18 protein-coding genes are annotated in these 19,702 nt (G+C 51.5%); 7 read left to right on the top strand and 11 right to left on the bottom strand.

Going from position 1 to position 19,702, the window contains the following annotated elements; translation table 11 throughout:
- Positions 1-55: 55 nt before the first annotated feature.
- Positions 56-850: an ABC transporter ATP-binding protein gene (locus tag DOP62_RS11110; RefSeq protein ID WP_208674819.1), complete on the top strand. Its 795-nt coding sequence runs from the start codon at positions 56-58 to the stop codon at positions 848-850.
- Positions 851-877: 27 nt separating this feature from the next.
- Complete coding sequence (locus tag DOP62_RS11105) at positions 878-2,011, top strand: MlaD family protein (RefSeq protein WP_208674817.1); 1,134 nt, start codon at positions 878-880, stop codon at positions 2,009-2,011.
- On the opposite strand, the gene msrB is transcribed toward DOP62_RS11105, so the two are convergent.
- Entirely contained in the window at positions 2,002-2,523 is a 522-nt protein-coding gene (gene msrB / locus DOP62_RS11100; RefSeq protein ID WP_208674815.1) for a peptide-methionine (R)-S-oxide reductase MsrB, read from the bottom strand. The genes DOP62_RS11105 and msrB overlap by 10 nt on opposite strands.
- Positions 2,524-2,650: 127 nt before the next feature.
- Here msrB and DOP62_RS11095 point away from each other — a divergent pair, with 127 nt between their 5' ends.
- Positions 2,651-3,613 (top strand): bile acid:sodium symporter family protein, encoded by a 963-nt coding sequence (locus tag DOP62_RS11095; protein WP_208674813.1) that lies wholly within the window; start codon positions 2,651-2,653, stop codon positions 3,611-3,613.
- A gap of 601 nt (positions 3,614-4,214) precedes the next feature.
- Complete coding sequence (locus DOP62_RS11090; protein WP_208674812.1) at positions 4,215-6,275, top strand: hypothetical protein; 2,061 nt, start codon at positions 4,215-4,217, stop codon at positions 6,273-6,275.
- 118 nt (positions 6,276-6,393) lie between these two features.
- Here the strand turns inward: DOP62_RS11090 and DOP62_RS11085 are convergent, their stop codons facing one another.
- The 4 genes from DOP62_RS11085 to DOP62_RS11070 form a co-directional block, all read right to left on the bottom strand.
- The gene (locus DOP62_RS11085) at positions 6,394-8,022 is read right to left on the bottom strand and encodes a glycoside hydrolase family 3 N-terminal domain-containing protein (protein ID WP_208674811.1); all 1,629 of its coding nucleotides are present in this window, start codon (positions 8,020-8,022) and stop codon (positions 6,394-6,396) included.
- The gene (rbfA, locus tag DOP62_RS11080; RefSeq protein WP_208674810.1) at positions 8,019-8,432 is read right to left on the bottom strand and encodes a 30S ribosome-binding factor RbfA; all 414 of its coding nucleotides are present in this window, start codon (positions 8,430-8,432) and stop codon (positions 8,019-8,021) included. The genes DOP62_RS11085 and rbfA overlap by 4 nt, the downstream gene beginning before the upstream one ends.
- A 51-nt stretch (positions 8,433-8,483) precedes the next feature.
- Positions 8,484-8,708 carry a DUF751 family protein gene (locus DOP62_RS11075; RefSeq protein WP_208674809.1) on the bottom strand — a complete coding sequence of 75 codons (225 nt, stop codon included), beginning with the start codon at positions 8,706-8,708 and terminating at the stop codon, positions 8,484-8,486.
- A 255-nt stretch (positions 8,709-8,963) separates the two neighbouring features.
- Positions 8,964-9,911, bottom strand: coding sequence for a bifunctional riboflavin kinase/FAD synthetase (locus DOP62_RS11070; protein WP_208674808.1), 948 nt, complete (start codon positions 9,909-9,911; stop codon positions 8,964-8,966).
- 140 nt (positions 9,912-10,051) lie between these two features.
- On the opposite strand from DOP62_RS11070, the gene pap reads away from it, so the two are divergent.
- Together pap and DOP62_RS11060 are read left to right on the top strand one after the other, a co-directional pair.
- Positions 10,052-11,536, top strand: coding sequence for a polyphosphate:AMP phosphotransferase (gene pap, locus DOP62_RS11065; protein ID WP_370538795.1), 1,485 nt, complete (start codon positions 10,052-10,054; stop codon positions 11,534-11,536).
- A gap of 322 nt (positions 11,537-11,858) precedes the next feature.
- The gene (locus DOP62_RS11060) at positions 11,859-12,257 is read left to right on the top strand and encodes a hypothetical protein (protein WP_370538794.1); all 399 of its coding nucleotides are present in this window, start codon (positions 11,859-11,861) and stop codon (positions 12,255-12,257) included.
- A gap of 169 nt (positions 12,258-12,426) precedes the next feature.
- On the opposite strand, the gene DOP62_RS11055 is transcribed toward DOP62_RS11060, so the two are convergent.
- From DOP62_RS11055 to DOP62_RS11045, 3 genes are all read right to left on the bottom strand, one after another.
- Complete coding sequence (locus tag DOP62_RS11055) at positions 12,427-13,734, bottom strand: hemolysin family protein (protein ID WP_208674805.1); 1,308 nt, start codon at positions 13,732-13,734, stop codon at positions 12,427-12,429.
- A gap of 373 nt (positions 13,735-14,107) precedes the next feature.
- Positions 14,108-14,797 carry a class I SAM-dependent methyltransferase gene (locus DOP62_RS11050; RefSeq protein WP_208674803.1) on the bottom strand — a complete coding sequence of 230 codons (690 nt, stop codon included), beginning with the start codon at positions 14,795-14,797 and terminating at the stop codon, positions 14,108-14,110.
- Positions 14,798-14,801: 4 nt separating this feature from the next.
- On the bottom strand, positions 14,802-14,978 hold the full coding sequence (locus DOP62_RS11045; RefSeq protein WP_208674801.1) for a hypothetical protein: 177 nt from the start codon (positions 14,976-14,978) through the stop codon (positions 14,802-14,804).
- Between the two features lie 81 nt (positions 14,979-15,059).
- Between DOP62_RS11045 and DOP62_RS11040 the strand changes: the two genes are divergently transcribed.
- Positions 15,060-17,573, top strand: a complete 2,514-nt coding sequence (locus tag DOP62_RS11040; protein ID WP_208674799.1) for a mannose-1-phosphate guanyltransferase — start codon at positions 15,060-15,062, stop codon at positions 17,571-17,573.
- Between the two features lie 15 nt (positions 17,574-17,588).
- Here DOP62_RS11040 and DOP62_RS11035 read toward each other — a convergent pair whose 3' ends face one another.
- From DOP62_RS11035 to DOP62_RS11025, 3 genes are read right to left on the bottom strand one after another with little or no spacing between them, the layout of a single operon-like run.
- Positions 17,589-18,641, bottom strand: coding sequence for a methyltransferase (locus tag DOP62_RS11035; protein WP_222610259.1), 1,053 nt, complete (start codon positions 18,639-18,641; stop codon positions 17,589-17,591).
- A 40-nt stretch (positions 18,642-18,681) separates the two neighbouring features.
- Complete coding sequence (locus tag DOP62_RS11030; RefSeq protein ID WP_208674797.1) at positions 18,682-19,035, bottom strand: hypothetical protein; 354 nt, start codon at positions 19,033-19,035, stop codon at positions 18,682-18,684.
- Positions 19,036-19,044: 9 nt separating this feature from the next.
- Positions 19,045-19,695, bottom strand: coding sequence for an SDR family oxidoreductase (locus DOP62_RS11025; RefSeq protein WP_208674795.1), 651 nt, complete (start codon positions 19,693-19,695; stop codon positions 19,045-19,047).
- Between the last annotated feature and the right edge of the window lie 7 nt (positions 19,696-19,702).

Here is a 19,702-nt window from a genome sequence, read left to right as displayed (position 1 = left end):
GCAGGTATCTGTCGCGACCCCACCTAAAATATGGGCAATCTTTGCAGCCAAGTTAATGTCGAGCTGTCATGATGCTGAGCCGCTAATCGAGCTTCGCAATGTCCGCAAAGCCTTTGGCAACCAAGTTGTCCTAGATGGGGTCGATCTCAGTATTTATCCCGGAGAGGCGATCGGCATTCTCGGTCCCTCGGGAACGGGTAAGTCCACCATCCTCAGGATTATTAGCGGCTTGATTTTGCCGGACTCCGGCGAGGTCTGGGTGGCAGGGCAACAGCGAACCGCTCCGATTACTGAACAACCCAATCCCTTCCCCATCAACTTGGTCTTTCAGCAGGCAGCCCTGTTCGACTCGCTGACAGTGGGCGAGAACGTTGGCTTCTACCTCTATCAGCACACAAACCTGACCCCAGCAGAAATTGAGCGCTATGTTGCCCATAGTCTCGACAGTGTGGGACTTCCGAATATCGCCCACCTAATGCCCTCGGAGCTGTCGGGTGGGATGCGCAAGCGGGTGAGTTTTGCCCGAGCCATTATCAGCACCTTCTTGGAAGAGACCGGCGGGCGATCGCTGATTTTGTATGATGAGCCGACTGCTGGGCTAGACCCAATTGCCTCAACGGTGGTCGAAGACCTGATGCGGAGCTTGAAAGAACAACAGCCCCAAGCGGCCTACGTGGTTGTCACACACCAAGAAAGCACAACCCGCCGCACAGCCGATCGCCTAATCTTGCTCTACCGAGGACGAGTCTGTTGGCAGGGGTCTGCCGCAGCGCTAGACGAGACTGATAACATCTACGTGCGTCAATTCCTGAGTGGTCGTATCGACGGTCCCATTCAAGTCGCGACCTAGCGTCGATCAACCGGAGGAACAACAGCGATGCGATCGCGAATTGTCCGAGAAGGCAGCGTTGGCCTCATGCTCATTGCCGGGGTCGGCGCCCTAGCCGGCTTAATTTTTTGGCTGCGCGGCGTCAGTCTCAATCAAAATCGCTACTCAGTGACCGTGAAGTTTAAGGACACTGCTGGGCTAACAGTAGGCACCCCCGTGATCTATCGCGGGGTTCAAGTGGGACAGGTCACTGATATTCAAGCAGAGAGCAATAGCGTTAAAGTCCGCATTCAAATTGAGCCTGCCACTCTGGTCATCCCCCGCGATTCCGTCATCTCAGCCCAAATCTCGTCACTCTTGGGCAATCCCAACCTGACCATTGAACCGAAGCGTAGCATTTCCCCTGAGGTGCTCGCCAAAACCAGTCCGCGATCGCCGACCTGCGATCCCAACTTGATCCTGTGTAATGGCAGTGAAGTGGAAGGGGTGCAGTCGGCAAATCTCGCCAGCATTGTCACTTCGATCGCCACGCTCATGGCGCAGATTGAGCAGGCCAACTTAGTCGAGACACTCAATCAGACAGGACAGGACGCAGGGGAAGCCGCCCGCAGTATTCGTCAGCTCAGCACCTCTCTTCAGCAAGAAATTTCACCGCTACGCGAGACACTGGCCGCTGCTCAAGGTGCTGCTAGCGAAGTGGAAGCCGCGATCGCAGAAAATCGGCAATCCGTGCGCAACACGCTGACGAGCCTTGAAAGCTCCAGCCAAGACCTGCAGCAGATTCTGACGAATCTTGAGCCAGCCATTGATAAGGTCAACAGCGGCAAGCTGGTCGACAACCTCAATGAACTATCGGCCAATTTAGCGGTAGCTTCGCGCAATCTCCGCGATGTTTCGACGGCGCTGAACTCACCAGAGAATCTGCTGACTTTGCAGCAGACGCTCGATTCTGCCCGCATCACCTTCCAGAACGCCCAGAAAATCACTACAGATCTCAATCGCCTCACCGGCGATCCAGCCGTGATCGAGAACATTCGGCGGCTGATCAACAGCTTGGGACAGCTGCTGTCCTCCACGGGAGAACTGCAAGAGCAAGTCGCAGAACTCAAATCACTTCCTCCGCTGCCTGTAAGTGATGCTGCCCCAGCCGCCACCGTAGTCCGGCGTCCTGATCAGCCCTGATCAGTTGCAGGTATAAAAGTCAGCGCGACACCGTTGTTGCAAAAGCGTTTACCGGTCGGAGCTGGTCCATCGTTAAAGACATGTCCCTGATGCCCACCGCAACGACTGCAGTGGTATTCCGTCCGTGGCACGACTAGTTTGTAATCGGTCTGGAAGCCCAGACTGCCCGCGATCGCCTCTGTAAAACTCGGCCAGCCCGTACCGCTGTCATATTTGGCACTGGACTCAAACAACGGTTGTTCGCAGCCTGCACAGCAGTATTGTCCGATCCGTTTTTCACCAAGCAGTGCACTGCTAAAGGGACGTTCAGTTGCAGCTTGCCGCAGCACCGCATAGGCTGCAGGCGCAAGTCGCTGCTGCCATTCCGCCTCACTGAGCTGCAAAGGATTGTCCACCTCATCAATGGGCGATCGCGATTGGCGCCAGAGCAAGAACAACCCCGCGCTGCCCGCAGCCCCGAACAGGCCGAGCAACAGGCGACGACGGGAGCGATTCGGAGCAGCAGCAGTCATGACAGGCCCTGAACAATAGCGATCGCTCTCTATTGTCGCGATTCTTACCCTGACCCTCCGCCTAATCGCTTGACGATCGACTGAGATTCGCTCAGGCTCAAACCAGCATCAGCATCTGCGGAGCGTCATGGCGGATCAACTCACCAATCTTTTCCCGTTTTGGCTGCTTTTGATTGGCGCGATCGCGCTGCGCTGGCCACAAATTTTTATTGGGTTGAATCAAGGCAATCTGCCGGTCTTGATCTTGACCCTGATCATGCTGGGCATGGGTCTGACCCTGAGTCTCGATGATTTTCGGCGGGTCGGACGCTTGCCAAGGGCGGTGTTGACTGGCTTTTGCGCCCAGTACCTAATCATGCCGTTCTTGGGTTGGGCGATCGCCGCAGCATTGCGCTTACCTCCCGCACTAGCTGTTGGTTTGATCTTGGTCGGCACCTGTCCAGGGGGTACTGCTTCTAACCTGATCACCTACATTGCGCGGGCAGATGTGGCGCTGTCGGTGGTGATGACGCTGACTTCGACCTTGGCGGCGGTGATTCTGACGCCGTTGCTGACGCAGTTTTTGGCGGGTTCCTATGTGCCGGTCAATGGCTGGATCTTGTTTGCCCAAACCTTGCAAGTGGTGATTCTACCGATCGCGATCGGGGTTGCCTTAAATCGTTGGGCACCGCGCTTAGTCCGTCAGGTTTTGCCGATCGCGCCTTTACTATCAGTGGTAGGCGTTTGCCTGATTTGTGCCGCGACGTTTTCAGCGAATGCGGAAGCAATTTTGCAGCAGGGTGGGCAGATGTTGCTGGGTGTTTTTCTGCTGCATAGTTTGGGTTTTGCGCTGGGGTTAGGGTTTGCCAAACTTTGCGGCTATTCAGAAGCGATCGCCCGCACGATCGCGATCGAAGTGGGAATGCAGAATTCCGGTTTAGCGATTATTTTGGCGCGACAAACTTTTCCGGCTTTACCCCTCGCTTCAGCCGTCGGCGCTATTTCAGGCATTATGCATTCGCTAATCGGCAGCGTTCTTGCTGTGACCTGGCGATCGCAAGCCCAACGCCAACTAAAACCGGCACCACCTCATAACAGCCTAACGATGTAACTAGGTGGTGAAAGCTTCGACCTTCACTGGTGCAAAGCTAATAAAGACCTTAGACTTTTGAGTTTGATTAATGAAAACCTTGTGTAAAAATCAACTAAACTAGGAACGTCGCTAGAAAAGCCGAGTGATGGTCACCGGAAAAATTTTGTGGTTCGGGGGAAAAAACAATAAAACTGGCAGAATTAATGACTTTGGCTATATTACTGTTGATAGTCAAGAAAAAGATGTAAAGTTCTTTAGAAAAGACATCCCTCTCGAATTATAAAATTTCCTTGAAACGGATAAAAAAAATGGGAAGGGATACTTAGTTGAGTTTGATATTCATGATCTTCAAGAGGGAAAAACTCCAAAAAGAAAAGCATCTAATATTAGACTAACTACAAAGCTGGGTTTTGTTACAGCCCTAAGAAAGCTCATTTCAAATGACAATATCACTTTTGAAATTAATACAATCGATCCGTCTCTCAAAGGAAAGATCGTTGAATTTTATATCAAAAATAATCATGCTGCAGATTTAAAATTAGTTGATGTTGGTCAAGTTCCAAAAGGTACTGTTAGGTTTTTCTGTGATATTTGCGACTATCAAGTTTCAATAAATTTGATGTGTCATTACCTATCGATAGTTGATGACAGTGAGGCAGTTCAGTATATCCTTGCTAAGATTAAACATCTAGATACCCAAGACGCCATTGATTTACTTTCATTAATTTATGAAGGCTGTCAATACTTATTTCTCATATCTGATGAGCTTCGTGCTCGATTCAAAGAGATAAGTTTTAGACAATATATTCAATTTATTGAAAGTAATCTATTGGCTGTTGATGAAGATACAAAAGGCAAGTTGTGGTCAGAGATAAGTGATACGATTTGCTCTTCTCATGACTTTGACGTCATCTCTCAGCTTCTCAAACTCTACTTAATTTATGTAAATACACAAGATGCTATTAAGTTTATCTTAGATAAGATCAAGATTCTAGAAGCAGGTCAAGCTAAAACTTTGCTCGATAGAGCACTTGAATATCATCCAAGTGCTTTTCTAGAGAGCTGTAAGTTACATAGCTGCTTGAGAGATTATAACTTTAATCAATACATGAATGTAGTCCAAAAGATTCTAGATAATTCGGAAAACTTAAAGCTATCTAAAACCTTGATTAATGACTTAACTACCTTTCTAGATCACTGCTCGGATGAAGAGAGATCTAATATTTGGTATAAGGTTGCTTATCTAAAAAATAACTTACAGTATCGTGGATCCTTTTGGGATGTTTCACCTCTAGAGTACAAACAGCAATTGATCACAAAAAGATACTCTGACTTTTTTGAACTAGTAGAAAGATTTAAAAGCTCTAGCTATCCTTATAGTCAATATATTAGTAACAATTATAGAAATCTCTACGATTTTGATTCTAATGACAAAGAACTAGCAGACCTATGGGGGAATAGAACAAGGATTGATTTTGAGAAGGCAAAAATGCTCTCAGCAAGAGGAGCAGAAAAACTTGTTCAATATTTTTATCGAAATTTAGGATCCAATGTAGAAGACTTAGCTATTCATCAGATAAATAATAAGAGCATAGAATGGAAAAAAGCTGATATTTGTATTAGCCAAAATAATCTATCAAAATTAATTGATATCAAAAACTCTCGTCAGACAATAAATTCAGATATCTATTCAGAATTTTGTATCCCTGAATTCAAAAAAAATCGAGGTAAGGATGTAGTTATTGCTGCAGTTCTGTCTCCTTATCTTAAATTAGAATTTATGAATAGTGATGGTGCTCCATTTAAGATACAAGATCCTCAATATTTGGGAGAATTAAGTAACTCTCAATTGCAAAGCCTCAATCAAGATTTCAGAAATGATATTATTAGGCTAGATATGACAAGAACTGACCCGAAAACTTATCTACCCCCTTGGTTATTCGACTACTGTTCCACATTTTATCAAGAGCAAATCAATATTGCCACTCAATTTCTTGATCTGCATGAAGATGAGATTCCATCCTATGATGATTTATTAATTTTGAATAAAAACCAGATTGATTACTACATCCCTATCTTTATTTATGCAAACCGTTCCATTCCTGCATCTTGGCAGGATAATGTTCCATCCTGGAAGCAGACTTTTATTCAGCTACTATATCGATCAAATAAAGAAAGTTTAAAATTACCCCATATCTTTATAGCTATACTTAGGCATTTCTTGATTATGTTATCAACCAATAATAACAGTTATCATCCAAATCAATTGCTGTATTTTCTAAACTTAAATAAAGCTGTCTCTGGTAATGATATTAATCCTTTAAAAATTTATTACCCATTAAATATTGTTAGTGAATTTTGTCAAACCTTAAGTACCGTTTGGAATAATAAGAACAGATTAAAATTGACTGGATTTAAAATCTTTAAATTTGATGGAAAAGGTCTTTTGACTGGAAAATTTTCAGAAAAAGATTATCATCCAACTACAATTCTTGCTTTTTGTGGTGGAACGATTCAAGGTAAAGGTAAGTGTGGTTACTCGCCCCTAATAATTGGCAAAGATGTTAATTGTCATTATTGTGGTAAATTAATTTGTCCCAAGAATGATTGTGGCTATTGTAGCTACAACTGTATTGGACATAAAGAGCGTAATCAAAGAAAGCCAGAAAACTCAAGATAAATAAAATCATAGGACAATAATTTTCTACTGTTACCTGTTAATTTCAAGCCATTAATATGTGAACCAGATACCAAGGTTAGATAGTCAGCATACCTTGACAACAGTCAAGCGATGTAATTTAAGTTGTGAACTCTTCACTTTTTAATGCATCAGTTGATTGAAAAATTACGTTCAATGCGATCGCTTGGGCTTGCGTTGTCTGTCCAAAGGAAAAGATGGCAGGTAACTCGGTTGAAAGCCGCGATCGCCACTGCCGCCAAATGTAAGGGCTGCCGTAGATAACGAGCCCTAGCAACTGGTCCTGGTCGAGAAGCTGTTGCAAGAGCGTTTCTACCACTTGTTTAGCACCCGCACTGCCCCGAAATGGATTGCCGCGAATGAACCACTGCACCAGCGTTGGCTGAGTCAGGATTGGAGTGGTGCCCGTCTCGGTATCCCAAATCTGTACTTGGAGGCTGTGGTCACTGGGCAGCTGTCGCGCTGGAGCTGCTCCACTCAAATAAGGGGCTTGCCAAAGGCGATCGCCCACAATCAAATTGATACCCGATTGCAGAGCGAGGGGCTGACCTTGGTGCTCCTGCGATGCTGTTAGGATTTCTGCTGCTATCGCCCAATATTTTAGTTGGGAAACTGCTTCGAGGTCGATCGCGATCGCAGGTTCCTGTTCCCAAGCATGAGGTAAGAATGAAGCAGGCCGCGCACCGCAGACTTTCTGCTTCGCTCGCCAAATCCGTGCTAGCGACTCCTCAAGGCGATCGTAGCGAATCTGACCTTCGCAAATAGCTTCCGCGATCTCTTGAATCGCTGCTTCTGGATCAGCCGGCATTAGCAAAATATCCGCACCAGCTTCAAAAGCAAGGCGAGCGGCTTCTCCTGGTCCGTAATGCGCTGCGATCGCCTGCATCACCAATGCATCAGTGACAATCAAGCCTTCAAAACCTAGATCGCGCCGTAGCAATCCTTGTAAAACAGCGGGCGACAGTGTGGCTGGATAGTCTGGATCGAGCGCTGGAATCGACAAATGCGCCGTCATCACCGCATCCACGCCAGCCGCGATCGCCTGCCGGAATGGCTGCAATTCCACCGCATCTAGCCGCGACCGATCGTGGGGAATGATTGGTAATTCCAGATGTGAATCCGTCGCCGTATCGCCATGTCCGGGGAAATGCTTCGCTGTCGTTAATACGGGAAACTGCTGCGCCCCAGCAATAAATGCAGTCGTCAGTTGACTAACCGTTTCCGGATCTTCACCAAAGGCACGGACATTGATAACGGGATTGGCGGGATTGTTGTTGATGTCAACAATCGGCGCAAGAATCCAGTTCAAGCCGATCGCAATCGCTTCCGCTGCTGTAATTTCACCAAACGATCGAGCCAACTGTTGAGCGCGATCGGGATCTTGAGATGCGATCGCAGACAGAGCCAGGGGAGGCGGAAACTGCACCGCACCCGCAAAGCGCTGACCGACTCCTTCCTCAATATCTGCCGCTATCAGCAGTGGTATGGTTGCCCACTCTTGCAGTTGCTGACAGCGCAGCGCCACTTCAGCGGCATTTCCACCCAGCAGGATGACACCACCAACAACCAGCTCGCTAATCCAATGCTGGAGCCGATCGCGGGGGGCTTCGTACTGCGGATAGGCAATCTGGCTATCGAAATAAGCGCCTGATGTGCGCACTACCAACAACTGCGCAATTTGCTGCTCTAGGCTGAGCCGCTGCCAATCCGGTAGGAAGCGATCGCTCAAGCGTCTTCAGCCGAGTCCACAACAGCAGCGGCGGCTTGAGCTGCTTCGCGGGCTTCGCGCTCGCGACTGAGTTGCTCCAAGAGCGAAATCACTTGGGTACCGCGCTCCAGACCTTTGTCTTCCACAAAGATCACTTCCGGCGTGCGGCGCAACCGAACCCGCTGCCCCAACTCACTACGAACATAGGTAGCAGCCGATCGCAGCCCTTCCATCGTTTCGGCTTTCGCTTCGGGCGTGCCGTAAATGCTGACGAAAATTTTGGTGTGTTGCAGGTCGCCCGACACCACCACATCGGTGACGCTGACCATGCCCGCCCCAACGCGATCGTCCTTGATGCCACTCATCAACATTTGGCTGACTTCGCGCTTAATCAGTGACGCGACTCGTTCTACCCGACGATTGGTTGCCATCGTCTTTCGCCCTCTTTGCCTGCTTTGCGGTGATTGCTTCTCTGTCCCAGCCTAACCGCCCAAACTGCTGGGGGTCGCGATCGCCTGACCCAACATCGCTTTTAGGGTCAAGCTAACGAAGGCCAAGGTCGAAACGCCGAAGCCTAGCAATGCCAATGCCGCTACACGATTCCGCACCATGGGACGCACCCACTGGTAGATCGAGTAGAAAATGCCCAGCAAAAAGGTGATGAAATAGCGCGGGTAGCGGAGGACATTGACGAAAAAGTCTTTCATTTGGCAAGCTCCGAGAAACCCAGCACCTCAGCTGTTGCAGCACCCTGACGAACAGGCGTCTGTCTCTGTCTAGTCTGCCTTAGGTCGTTCAGAACCGCAAAATTGCAGCGGTTCAGCACCATTGCTAATCCGTCTTACATTTACTGATTCACAGCCATGACCTGCTAGGCTGGCTGTTCCATTGAGCCACGAGCTGAGTCCCGAGCTGCCACTCGACTTGGATTGCCTGAACCCAGTCCCAGCCGCCGCTTGAGGTCATGCAAAGCTGGAGGGCTGTGCTGTGAGCTGTGATCGCGCAGTTCGGCAGTCCTGCTGAATCTGTTGTGTCAGAGCAGTCAACGTGTCAAATTTCTGCTCGTGTCGTAAGAAGGATTGCAGATCAATTTGCAGAAGCTGACCATAGCAATCGCCCTGCCAGTCCAGCAGATGCACCTCAACGCTAATCGTGCGATCGCCATTCAGGGTAGGTCTCTGACCAATATTCAGCACGGCTGGTAAATCTCTGAACCCTTGCTCGGGCAGATGGGCACGACCAGCATAGACTCCCCAACGTGGCAGCAATTTATCTGCAGGAATCTGGAGGTTAGCCGTTGGCGTCCCGATCTGCCGACCGAGTTGCTGCCCAGGAACTACACACCCCGCCAAGCGATAGGGACGCCCCAACCAAGCTGCTGCTAAGTCTGGCTGGCCTTGGTCAAGTGCTTTGCGAATCGCAGAACTACTGATCCGGAGGTCGCGGTGCTTCAACAGCGGCACGATCGTCGTGGGAATGCCCTGACGCTGGGCGATCGCCTGCAAATCTTGGGCAGAACCGCTACGGCCGCGGCCAAACCGAAAATCCTGACCCACACTGATCTGTCGTGCCTGCAGCTGCTCAACGAGCACATCAGCAACAAATTGCTCGGGCGTCAGGTTGGCAAGCTCCCGAGTAAACGGCAACAGGATCAGCTGCTCAATGCCCAGACCAGCCAACAATTCTGCTTTCTCAGCAGTCGGCGTCAGAGAGGGCAGGTAATTGCCAGAGAAAAACGCTTGGGGATGGGGGTTAAACGTCACCACCGACGGAGTCCAGTCGGGATGCGGATGACGGACTGCTTGCACAGGGGCAATCACCTGCTGATGCCCAAGGTGGATGCCATCAAAGTTGCCCAGCGCGATCGCAGTGGGACCTGAAGCTGAGTCTAGGCTGTCAAGAATTCTCACGCTTCACATTTTGACACAGACACTTCTAGACCTCACCTAGTCGCTGAGCGATCGCGTTCTCTCCTAAAGCTGGGTTGAAGCTCGGCGAGCCCTCAGCTGTACTGTGGCAGCTTGGGAAGAACGGTTGGAGCAGGTTGCTGATGCTCGAAAGCTTAGATCTCAGCCATCGCCTCTCGAAGGAGGCCTATCAGCAGCAAGTCGAAGGACTAATGCTGGATTTGGCTAATCTACAGCGGCAGTGCTGGCAGGCGAGCATCCCCGTCATTGTTGTCCTCGAAGGCTGGGCCGCATCGGGGAAGGGCGACTACGTTCGCAGTCTGGTTGAATACATGGACCCACGGGGCTTCATCGTCCATCCGGTCTGGCCACCGACAGAACAAGAACAGCAATTTCCTTTTCTGCGAAGGTTTTGGCTACGGCTTCCCCCTCACGGTAAAGTCGGCATCTTCTACCACAGTTGGTACACGAGAGTGCTGGAAGATCGGCTGTTCACTCGGATTGATCCAGCCCAAGTCCCCCAGACCATCCAGCAGATCAATGCCTTTGAACGGCAGTTGCACGACGATGGGGCTGTGATCATCAAGCTATGGATGCACGTCAGTAAAAAGAAGCTGAATAAGCGACTTAAAAAAGCAGCCCAAGATGAACTGCGCGCTTGGCGGATTCGTCCGGAGGACTGGCAACAGGCTAAGCACTACGACGAGTATCGTCAGTTGGCGGAAGAGATGCTGATCTACAGCAGTACGGGGGCAGCACCTTGGACTTTGATCGAAGCAGATTGCCGACGCTGGGCCAGCATTAAGTCCCTCACCACCCTTACGGCAGCACTGCGATCGCGGCTGGAACAGGCGCAACTGCAGCAGATCACATCAGAACCCAGCCTTCCAGCGCAAACCCAGCTCGCCCCAATGGAACCAGACTGGCTCGCCAAGGTAGATCTGAGCCAGCAACTGAGCGAAGACGATTACCATCGCCGCTTGGGGGAAGCGCAAGTGGCTTTGCTGAAACTGCAACGGCAGCTCGATCGCGATCGCCGTCCGGTTTTAATTCTGTTTGAAGGCTGGGATGCAGCGGGTAAAGGCGGTGCAATCAAACGCCTGACCAGCCAACTCGATCCGCGCAGCTTTGCGGTCTATCCCTTTAGTGCTCCCAACACCGAAGAGCAACAGCAGCATTACCTCTGGCGCTTTTGGCGACGCTTACCGGCACGAGGCACGATCGGTATTTTCGATCGCAGCTGGTACGGTCGCGTACTGGTCGAACGGATTGAAGGTTTTGCGAGCGATCGCGAATGGCAACGGGCCTATGGCGAGATCAATGAGTTTGAAGCTCAGCTCGTGACTGGCGATTACATCTTGGTGAAGTTTTGGCTGCACATTAGTGCTGATGAGCAACTCAGGCGGTTTGAAGAACGCAGCAACAGTCCGTTTAAACAGTACAAACTGACGGATGAGGATTGGCGCAACCGTGAAAAGTGGCCGCTCTACGAAGTGGCCGTCAATCAAATGCTGCAGCGGACGAGTACTGCGATCGCCCCTTGGACGGTAATTGCAGGCAACGATAAGCGCTTTGCTCGCGTGCAAGTGTTAGAAACCGTCACCCAAGCGATCGCGGCTGCTCTCTGAACCCAATCAGCGATCGCCCAGTTGTCTACCCTAAACGGGTAGCTATCTCAGGATGACAACTAGCAGCAGTCATGCCAAGTAACAGAAAAAACAACTGCGCTGCTGTATCTAGAAATGGAGAGAAGAAGCCTACATCTCCCTGAGCCCAGCCCGTAGAGGATCGCCAGCCAGATTGATGAATACCCAGTTGAGCAGCGATCGCAGCCGAACAAGGGCATCATCAATCCTTTGTCATTGCCCAGTCAATGCCGTATCAAGCATGACTGTTTTTAACCGTTGACTTTCATAGTCTTCGAGTCAGTATCCAATTTGCCCGAACCCTGTGTTTCTGCCTAACCATCTGCTTAAGGACTTGATTGCAGTTTTGTGCATCTTGGGAACTACAGCTTGCACTTCCAATCAATCGAGAACTGACATTGCAGTCTTCCGACCCGTGAAAAATCTAGACAATGTTCAACCGCAAGTCATTCTTAATGCAGAAAAAGAGTATGAAATTGCTCTTCAGCAAGGAGATTTAGCCCAAATTTGTGCTCAAGCTGAGCTGGTTGCAACATCTTACTTATATTTACAAAGCTATAACTCTGAAGCCTATCGACTCTGGAAGGCTATTGAAAAACAGGACTGCGATCGCTTTCAAGCAGAAGAGTCTCTCACGATAAAAGCTCAGACTATCCAAAACATGGGACAACTCAAAGCCGTGATGGAACAGCCGGTCGACTAAGCAATGCAGGCTACTCCGGCTCAAGCAACAAGGCTGCGAGTCGTCCAAGCAAGTTTTCCGCTGAGGCTGCAGGGCGTTCACCGATCCTTCAGTTGCCTTAGGAAGAGAACAGGCTCGTTTCTTTGCTACTACTTGACAGTCATATAGAAATTAGCGATTGCTGCATGAGTCATGCAGATTTATCAACAATTATCATGAGAATTTTATCAATTCGAACTCCATCCATATCAACTACTTCGAATCTCAAGTTTTCCCAAGTAAAAGTCTCGCCAGTCTCCGGAACTCGTCCTAGATGATTCAGGACAAATCCACCTAAAGTATGAAACTTACTTGTCTCTTCTTCTGGTAATTGCTCACGATTGACTAAATTCTTAAAATCATGAATATCCAGAAATCCATCGAGCAGCCAAGATCCATCTTCTCGTTGAACAACTAGGGGCTCCTCATGATGCTCAGCAGAGGGAAGAGAGCCAACGATTGCCTCCATTAAGTCACTGAGGGTTACCAGTCCTTCCACCCCACCATATTCATCAGTCACAAGAGCAATATGGACTCCTGTATTTTTAAATTGGCTGATGACGTTCAAGACTCGAGTATTCTCTGCAACATAGAGAGGCGGCTGCACAATCGTTTCGATATTGACAGATTGATCAGCTAGTTTTGCCGCTAATAAGTTCTTCCCTCGGATAATTCCAACACAGTCGTCTAAACTACCCTGTCCGACAGGGAAGCGAGAGTGACTGCTCGACATAATTAATTCTATATTTTCTTCTAAAGAAGACTCCATATCTAGCCAGTCGATCTCAGTGCGAGGAGTCATCATCGCTCTAATGGGGCGATCGCCTAGCTGAAAGACTCGCTCTAGCATTTTATGTTCTGTTTCTTCAAATAAGCCTGACTGTGCCCCTTGTCGAATCAGAACTTTAATCTCTTCTTCCGTCATCTCAGGTTCATCAGAAGCCTGAACTCCCATAACTTTAAGGAGTGCATCGGTTGAGGTACCCAAGATATGGACAATTGGTGCCGTGATGCGAGCCAGAAGTTTCATTGGCCTAGCGATCGCGCAGGCAAATTTCTCAGGATTACCCAGAGCAATGCGTTTGGGAGCGAGTTCTCCAACGACCAGTGAAAGATAGGTGATGACCGTGACAACGACAACAACGCTAAGCCCTTCGCTATAAGACTTCAAAGAAGGGATACTCTCAAAGATGGGTTTGATTCTTTGAGCAATAGTTGCTCCACCAACAGCACCACTTAAAATGCCGATTAACGTAATCCCAATCTGTACAGCTGACAGAAAGTCATTTGGAGAATTGATAAGACTAATTGCAGCATTGGCACTACGATTACCTTGCTTCGCAATTTGCTCTAAGCGAACTCTTCGAGAGGAAACAACAGAGATTTCCGAGCCAGAAAAGACTCCATTAGCGACAACTAGAACTAGGATAAAGAATATTTCAGCTATTATTGCTGACATTGCCTTGATCTTGAGACTTTCTAGTTGAGATCATAGCAGAATAAACAAGATTTTATAAAGTTATTTTTATAACAACAAAAATCGATAATTTCTAAGACTTATTCAATTACTATTACTCAAATTTTGACTTGTTGATTATGCCTGTTTATTGGTCAACAAAAAGCGTAATTTCACTCCAGAAACAGAGTGAAATTTGGCCGATTTTTACTGCGAAAGAGTCATGCTCAAAGATCCTCTCTCACCTTGAAGGTTTAGACAGTGATGCAGTCAGACAAAGCCACCACTCGGAGTGTATCAACTGTAAGTTGAGCAATTTGTTGCATCTATTGAAACCCGCAACTGCAGGTTAATTTTGATGTTCACGTCATGCGACTTAGGCTTTCGGCCAATCAATGCGCAGCAGATGGAAGAGAGGACCAGGGAGTTCTGCCCGGATGCGGGCTCCGCGATCGCGGCAGAGTTGTCGCCATTGGTCAAGATCAATTAATTCCACGGGTGCCCCAAGATAGGTCTCAAGAATGGCCCAGTCTTCAGCGATCGCTGCTTCCGGATTCACAACATCAAACAGGAAATGACCACCCGGCTTGAGCACCTTTTGGACTGCGGTCAGGACTTCAGCCCAGTAGTCGAGCGGATAGTAGGCACTGACTCCCGTGGCAATCGCGCCATCGAAGCTGCGATCAGAGTAGTCGAGTTGGTGGGCAGGGGCGAGGCGGCAGCCCTTGAACAGTTTGGAGTTGAGCTGAGGCCCCCGCTGCCGCAGGATTTCGCAAGCTTCGGGGCAAATATCTTGTCCTGAAAAGCTAGCCTGCCAATCGCGCCAAGGATAGACCAAAAAGCTGAGGCCACAGCCTAAATCCAGCCAAGTTTGGCCTTTGCTGGGTTGCACCAGTTCCCAGAAGGGAGAAGCAATCTGGTTCTGGAGATGACCCGCGCGCCAGGTTTGGACGATCGCCAACGACTCGAGGTCATCCGGGAGCGGTTGGTCTTCGCGCCGATACTCGCGGCTGTAGCGACGAGCAACGGTCTGCCAGCGGTCTTGCCAAGGATCTGCGATCGCCATGACCCTAACCCTTGAGGGCGCGACGGAAGTTCTGGCGGAAGGACTGACTGACTAACAGCAGCGGCCAGAGCAGCGTCAAAAGAGCACGGTTATGACTGAAGTGGGTTTTTCCAAAGCCCACCCAGAACCGCCAAGCGCCGAGGAGGTAAACAATCAACCCAAGGTAGAGCAAGCCGGTCATTGCAATTTTTCTCTGGTCTTGCCCCGATCATAGGATTTTTGCCTCATTGCGGGCATCTTGCCAAAAAAGACGGCAGAGACGATGCGTGCTGTTTTACTGGCGGGTGGATTGGGAACGCGGTTGCGGCCTTTGACCTGCGATCGCCCCAAACCGATGGTGCCGATCCTCAATCGCCCGATCGCGGCCCACATTCTGCAGTTACTCCAACGTCACGGCTATCAAGAAATTCTGGCGACCCTCTACTATCATCCCGAGACGATTCAGCAGTATTTTCAGCAAGGTCAGGACTGGGGGGTTGACCTGCGCTACGTCCTCGAGGCCGATCGCCCCTTGGGAACAGCAGGCAGTGTTAAAAATCTGGCCGGTCAGCTGCGAGAAACCTTTTTGGTTGCCAGTGGCGACTGCCTGAGCGACTTTGACCTAACGGCGGCCTTGGCTTGGCATCGACAGCAGCAGGCCATTGCCACGGTGATTTTGGCGACGGTCGATCAGCCGCTGGAATTTGGCTGCGTTGTCTGCGATCGCCAGCAACGGATCATTCGTCTGATTGAAAAACCGGACGCTAGCGAATTAATCTCCGACACCGTCAACAGTGGCTTCTACATCCTGGAGCCCGAGGCCTTGGATTATCTGCCGCTGGATGAGCCCTCGGACTTTGCGACCCATCTTCTGCCCCGCTTGCTCGCGGCTGGAGAAGTGGTGACAGGCTACGTGGATCAGGGCTACTGGTGCGACATCGGCAATCGGCAGGCCTATCAGCGAGCGCAACTGGATGCCTTGCTAGGGCGGGTACAACTGCAAGCCGATCATGTGGAATGGCAGCCCGGCATCTATGTGGGGGAAGGCAGCACGATCGCGAGTAGTGCGCAGCTCGAACCGCCGCTCTGGATTGGTCGCCACTGTCAGATTGGCGAAGAGGTTCAGCTCAAAGCGGGTACCGTCATTGGCGATGAAAGCCGAGTCGAGGCCGGTGCTTGCCTCGATCGCGCGGTCATTTGGAATCGGGTTCAAATTGGGCAGCGATCGCACTTAGAGGGCTGTGTGCTGGCGGATGGGGTGCGGCTGGAACGCCATGTGCAAATTCACGAGGGCGCGGTCATTGGCAGCGGCTGTCGTCTTCAAGAAGAAGCGCAAGTGCAGGCCGAAGTGCGGATTTGGCCGCGCAAACAAGTTGAAGCTGGGGCGATCGTCAACCTCAATCTAATTTGGGCGACCAGTGCCCGCCGTCGCCTATTTAGTGATGGGGGCGTGCGCGGCATCGCCAACGTCGATATCACGCCGGAGTTTGCCGTCAAGCTCGGAGTCGCCTACGGCTCAACCCTGCCGCCCGGTAGCAGTGTCACGGTCTCGCGGGACCAGCGCAGTATTTCGCAAATGGTGACGCGATCGCTGATCGCTGGCTTGATGTCCGCAGGCATCACGATTCGGAATCTCGAAGCCGCAGCGGTGCCGATCGCCCGTTCGATGCTGGCGCGGCTGCCGGTGGTGGGCGGCATTCACGTCCGTCTCGATCCCCTCTGGCCCACCCATGTCCTGATCGAGTTTTTGGATCGCGAGGGCTTGACCGTCGATCGCGCTTTGGAGCGGCGGATTGAAGCTGCCTTCTTCCAAGAGGATCTGCGCCGCGTCCCGATGCAGGATCTGGGCACGATGATTACTGTCAGCGAAACCCTGCCGCTCTACCGCCAACTCTTTTGCGATCGCCTCGATCGGGATTTACTGCTGCGATCGCCCAACCGCATCGTGATCGACTACGCCTATGCCGTATCGGGAGCCGTGCTGCCGTTGCTGCTGAGTGAATTTGGCTGTGATGCCGTAGTGCTCAATGCCAGCCTGCGTCAGCAACCGCCCACAGAGATCGAACGCCAGTCCCTGCTGGCCCAGATGGGGCAAGTCGTCAGCGCGATTAAAGCGAACTGTGGCGTACAAGTGGCAGCCAATGGTGAGCGTTTCACGCTGGTGGATGAGCAGGGCGTGGCGCTGGACCAAGAGCAGTTGACGGTTTTGATGGCAGAAATTTGCTGGTTGCGGCGGCCCGGGGGCACCGTGGTGGTGCCAATGACCAGCTCCAGCGCTGTGGAACAAGCAGCTTGGCGCTATCAGGGGCGGGTTCATCGCTGCCGACCCACACCAACGGCGTTGATGGCTGCCTGCCGCAATCTACCGGACGTCATCCTCGGCGGCAGCGGCGAGTTGGGCTTTATTTTCCCAGAGCTGCACGCCGGTTTTGATGCCATGTTTGGCATTGCTCGCCTCATGGAAGGGCTCGATCGCCAGTCGCGATCGCTGTCCCAGTGGGTAGAGTCGCTGCCGAGTATTGCCCATCGCCACCTAACCCTGAGCTGCCCGCGCAATCTGTTAGGAACGCTGATGCGGCAACTCCTCGAAAGCCATCATCCCGATCGCCTCAATTTCCAGGAAGGCTTGCGGATTCATGGCGATCGCAGTGATCAATGGCTGCTCGTCCTGCCAGATGCCAGTTACCCGCTGATTCATCTCTATGCCAATGCCCAAGACCATCACTGGGTCGAACAAACACTGGGGAGTTATCAACAGCGGATCGAGCAGTTTGTCGCAACCATTCAGAGCCCGTAATTGGCTCTCAAGGATTCAACTCGCGTAGCCTTCGATGATGCAGACTTCGCTGGCAGTGGTGTGAATCTGCTTGAGCTGGAAACCGGATTCAGACAGGAGTGTTGCGAACTCTGCTTGGGTACGTTCGCGGCCACCCTGGGTCATCACCAACATGTTCAGGTCGAGCCACTTGGCGACATTGATCGTGTTGCCCGGCTGTACGACCTGTTCCACCAGCAATAGGCGATCGCCTGGCTGCATCACCTGACGACAATTCGCCAGAATCTTGCGGGAGTCAGCATCATCCCAGTCATGAATGATGTGCTTAAGCAGGTAGGCATCGCCACCGGCAGGTACAGCCTCAAAGAAATCGCCGCCGCTGATCTGAATGCGATCGCTCCAGTCTGCTAAAACGCTGTCAGCACCCGCGACCACTGCCGGTTGGTCAAAGAGAATGCCCGTCAGTTCAGGATAGGCCGCCAAGATCTGAGTCAGCAGTTGGCCATGTCCGCCACCCACGTCTACCAGACAGCGAATTCCTTGAAAGTCATAAGCGGCAATCACGGCAGCCGTATCTTGTCGCGAGATATCGGACATCGCGCCATTGAAAATGGCTGCTGGCGCAGGGTGCTGCGCGTAGTAGGCAAACACCGGCGCACCATAGTGATGCTCAAAGGCATTCTCACCAGTCTGGACACTATGCAGCAGCTCACCCCAAGCCACGTAATGCTCTTCGCCAAACATGATCACGAGATGACGCACCGATTCCGTCGTGCCCGATCGCAGCAGTTCGGCAGCCGGTGTCAGGGCAAACTGGCGATCGCTAACCTCAGTGAAAATGCCTAGGCTGGCAAGAGCCCGCAGCAGTCGGTAAAGAACATCCGCCTTAGCCCCAACGGCGATCGCCAGATCATCACAAGATCGCGGGCCATCCACCAGTTGATCGGCAAGGCCTAACTTCGCTGCGACGTAGAGCGCCTGTGATCCCCAATAACCAGTCGTGATCTGACGCAGCAGCAAACTTGCATCCATCCGGACATCCTCAGCGAACTTCCTTGGAATACCCGTCGGACGCTGCTGATCTGTCATTCCTCGCCGGAAAACTCCGACAAAGCGATCGCGAGATGGGTTAGGGAGCCGCCGCTAGGGCCGGGTCAAGCGGAAATGGGCCACTGACGACTTTTTGCAACGGCAACTGCACCAAGTAAGCCAGTGGCGGTTGTCCTCCTTCGGCTGGGCAAGCGACCAGGTATTCCCCAATTTCAGGGTCAAGCTGGTTGGCGCGGTAGCGGTAGGGTTTGCAGTTCGGGACGGTGTAGCGGCTCAAGCTACTATCCAACTCCGCTAATGGTTGGGTTTGCCACGGCCCCGGATAGATCTCTGCCAAGCTAGGCTCGCGCAGCAGTTCCGTTCCGGCCCAATAGCCTAAGAGTCCGATCGCCGTGCTGCCGATCGCAAGCCCAAGGAGACGACGTTTACCCATCGTGGCGGGTTAAGCACTGAGCAGCTCAGCGGGCGATCGCTCGGGCAGGCTAGCGTCACCCACAATTTCGACAATTCGATTCGCGGCGGCTGGATTGGTCAAGGCTTCGACTGCGACTTCCGCCACTTGGAGGCGCGGCAGACTGCCTTCAAGGAGCTGATCCGGCCCCGTTAGTTTGAGGGGAACCCTTGTGCGATCGCTACGTAGACCGCCAGGACGCACGATCGTGTAGGACAGGCCGCTGGATTGGAGGTAGTGCTCAGCGCGGCGCTTCCAGAACAGCACCAGCCAAAACAGGTTGAGCGGGTGCAGCAACTGCGACACACAGAGCGAGCTGACCAAGACAAAGCGCTGAATGCCGGCGGCACCGGCCAGATCAATCAGCTGAGTTGTTCCTAGATAGTCAACCTTGAAGGGACCGAGGGGATCGAGGTTGGGTGTAGCCCCAGCAGCTGAGATCACGGCGTCCATACCGGTGAGTGCTGCCTCCAAACTGGCGCGATCGCCAAGGTTACCCACCACGACTTCCACGCCCTCGGGTAAGGGTGGCTGGGGATTGGCACTCCGCACCAGCGCCCGCACCTGATGTCCGGCTGCGATCGCCGTTTCGACAACACATCGCCCCGTGCGACCGGTGGCACCCACAACTAAAACGCGCATTGGTTTC

The sequence above is a fragment of the Synechococcus elongatus PCC 11801 genome (assembly GCF_003846445.2).
Lineage (GTDB): Bacteria > Cyanobacteriota > Cyanobacteriia > Synechococcales > Synechococcaceae > Synechococcus > Synechococcus elongatus_A.
Note: the sequence above shows the minus strand (reverse complement) of the source record. Positions and strands in the feature narration are given on the sequence as shown.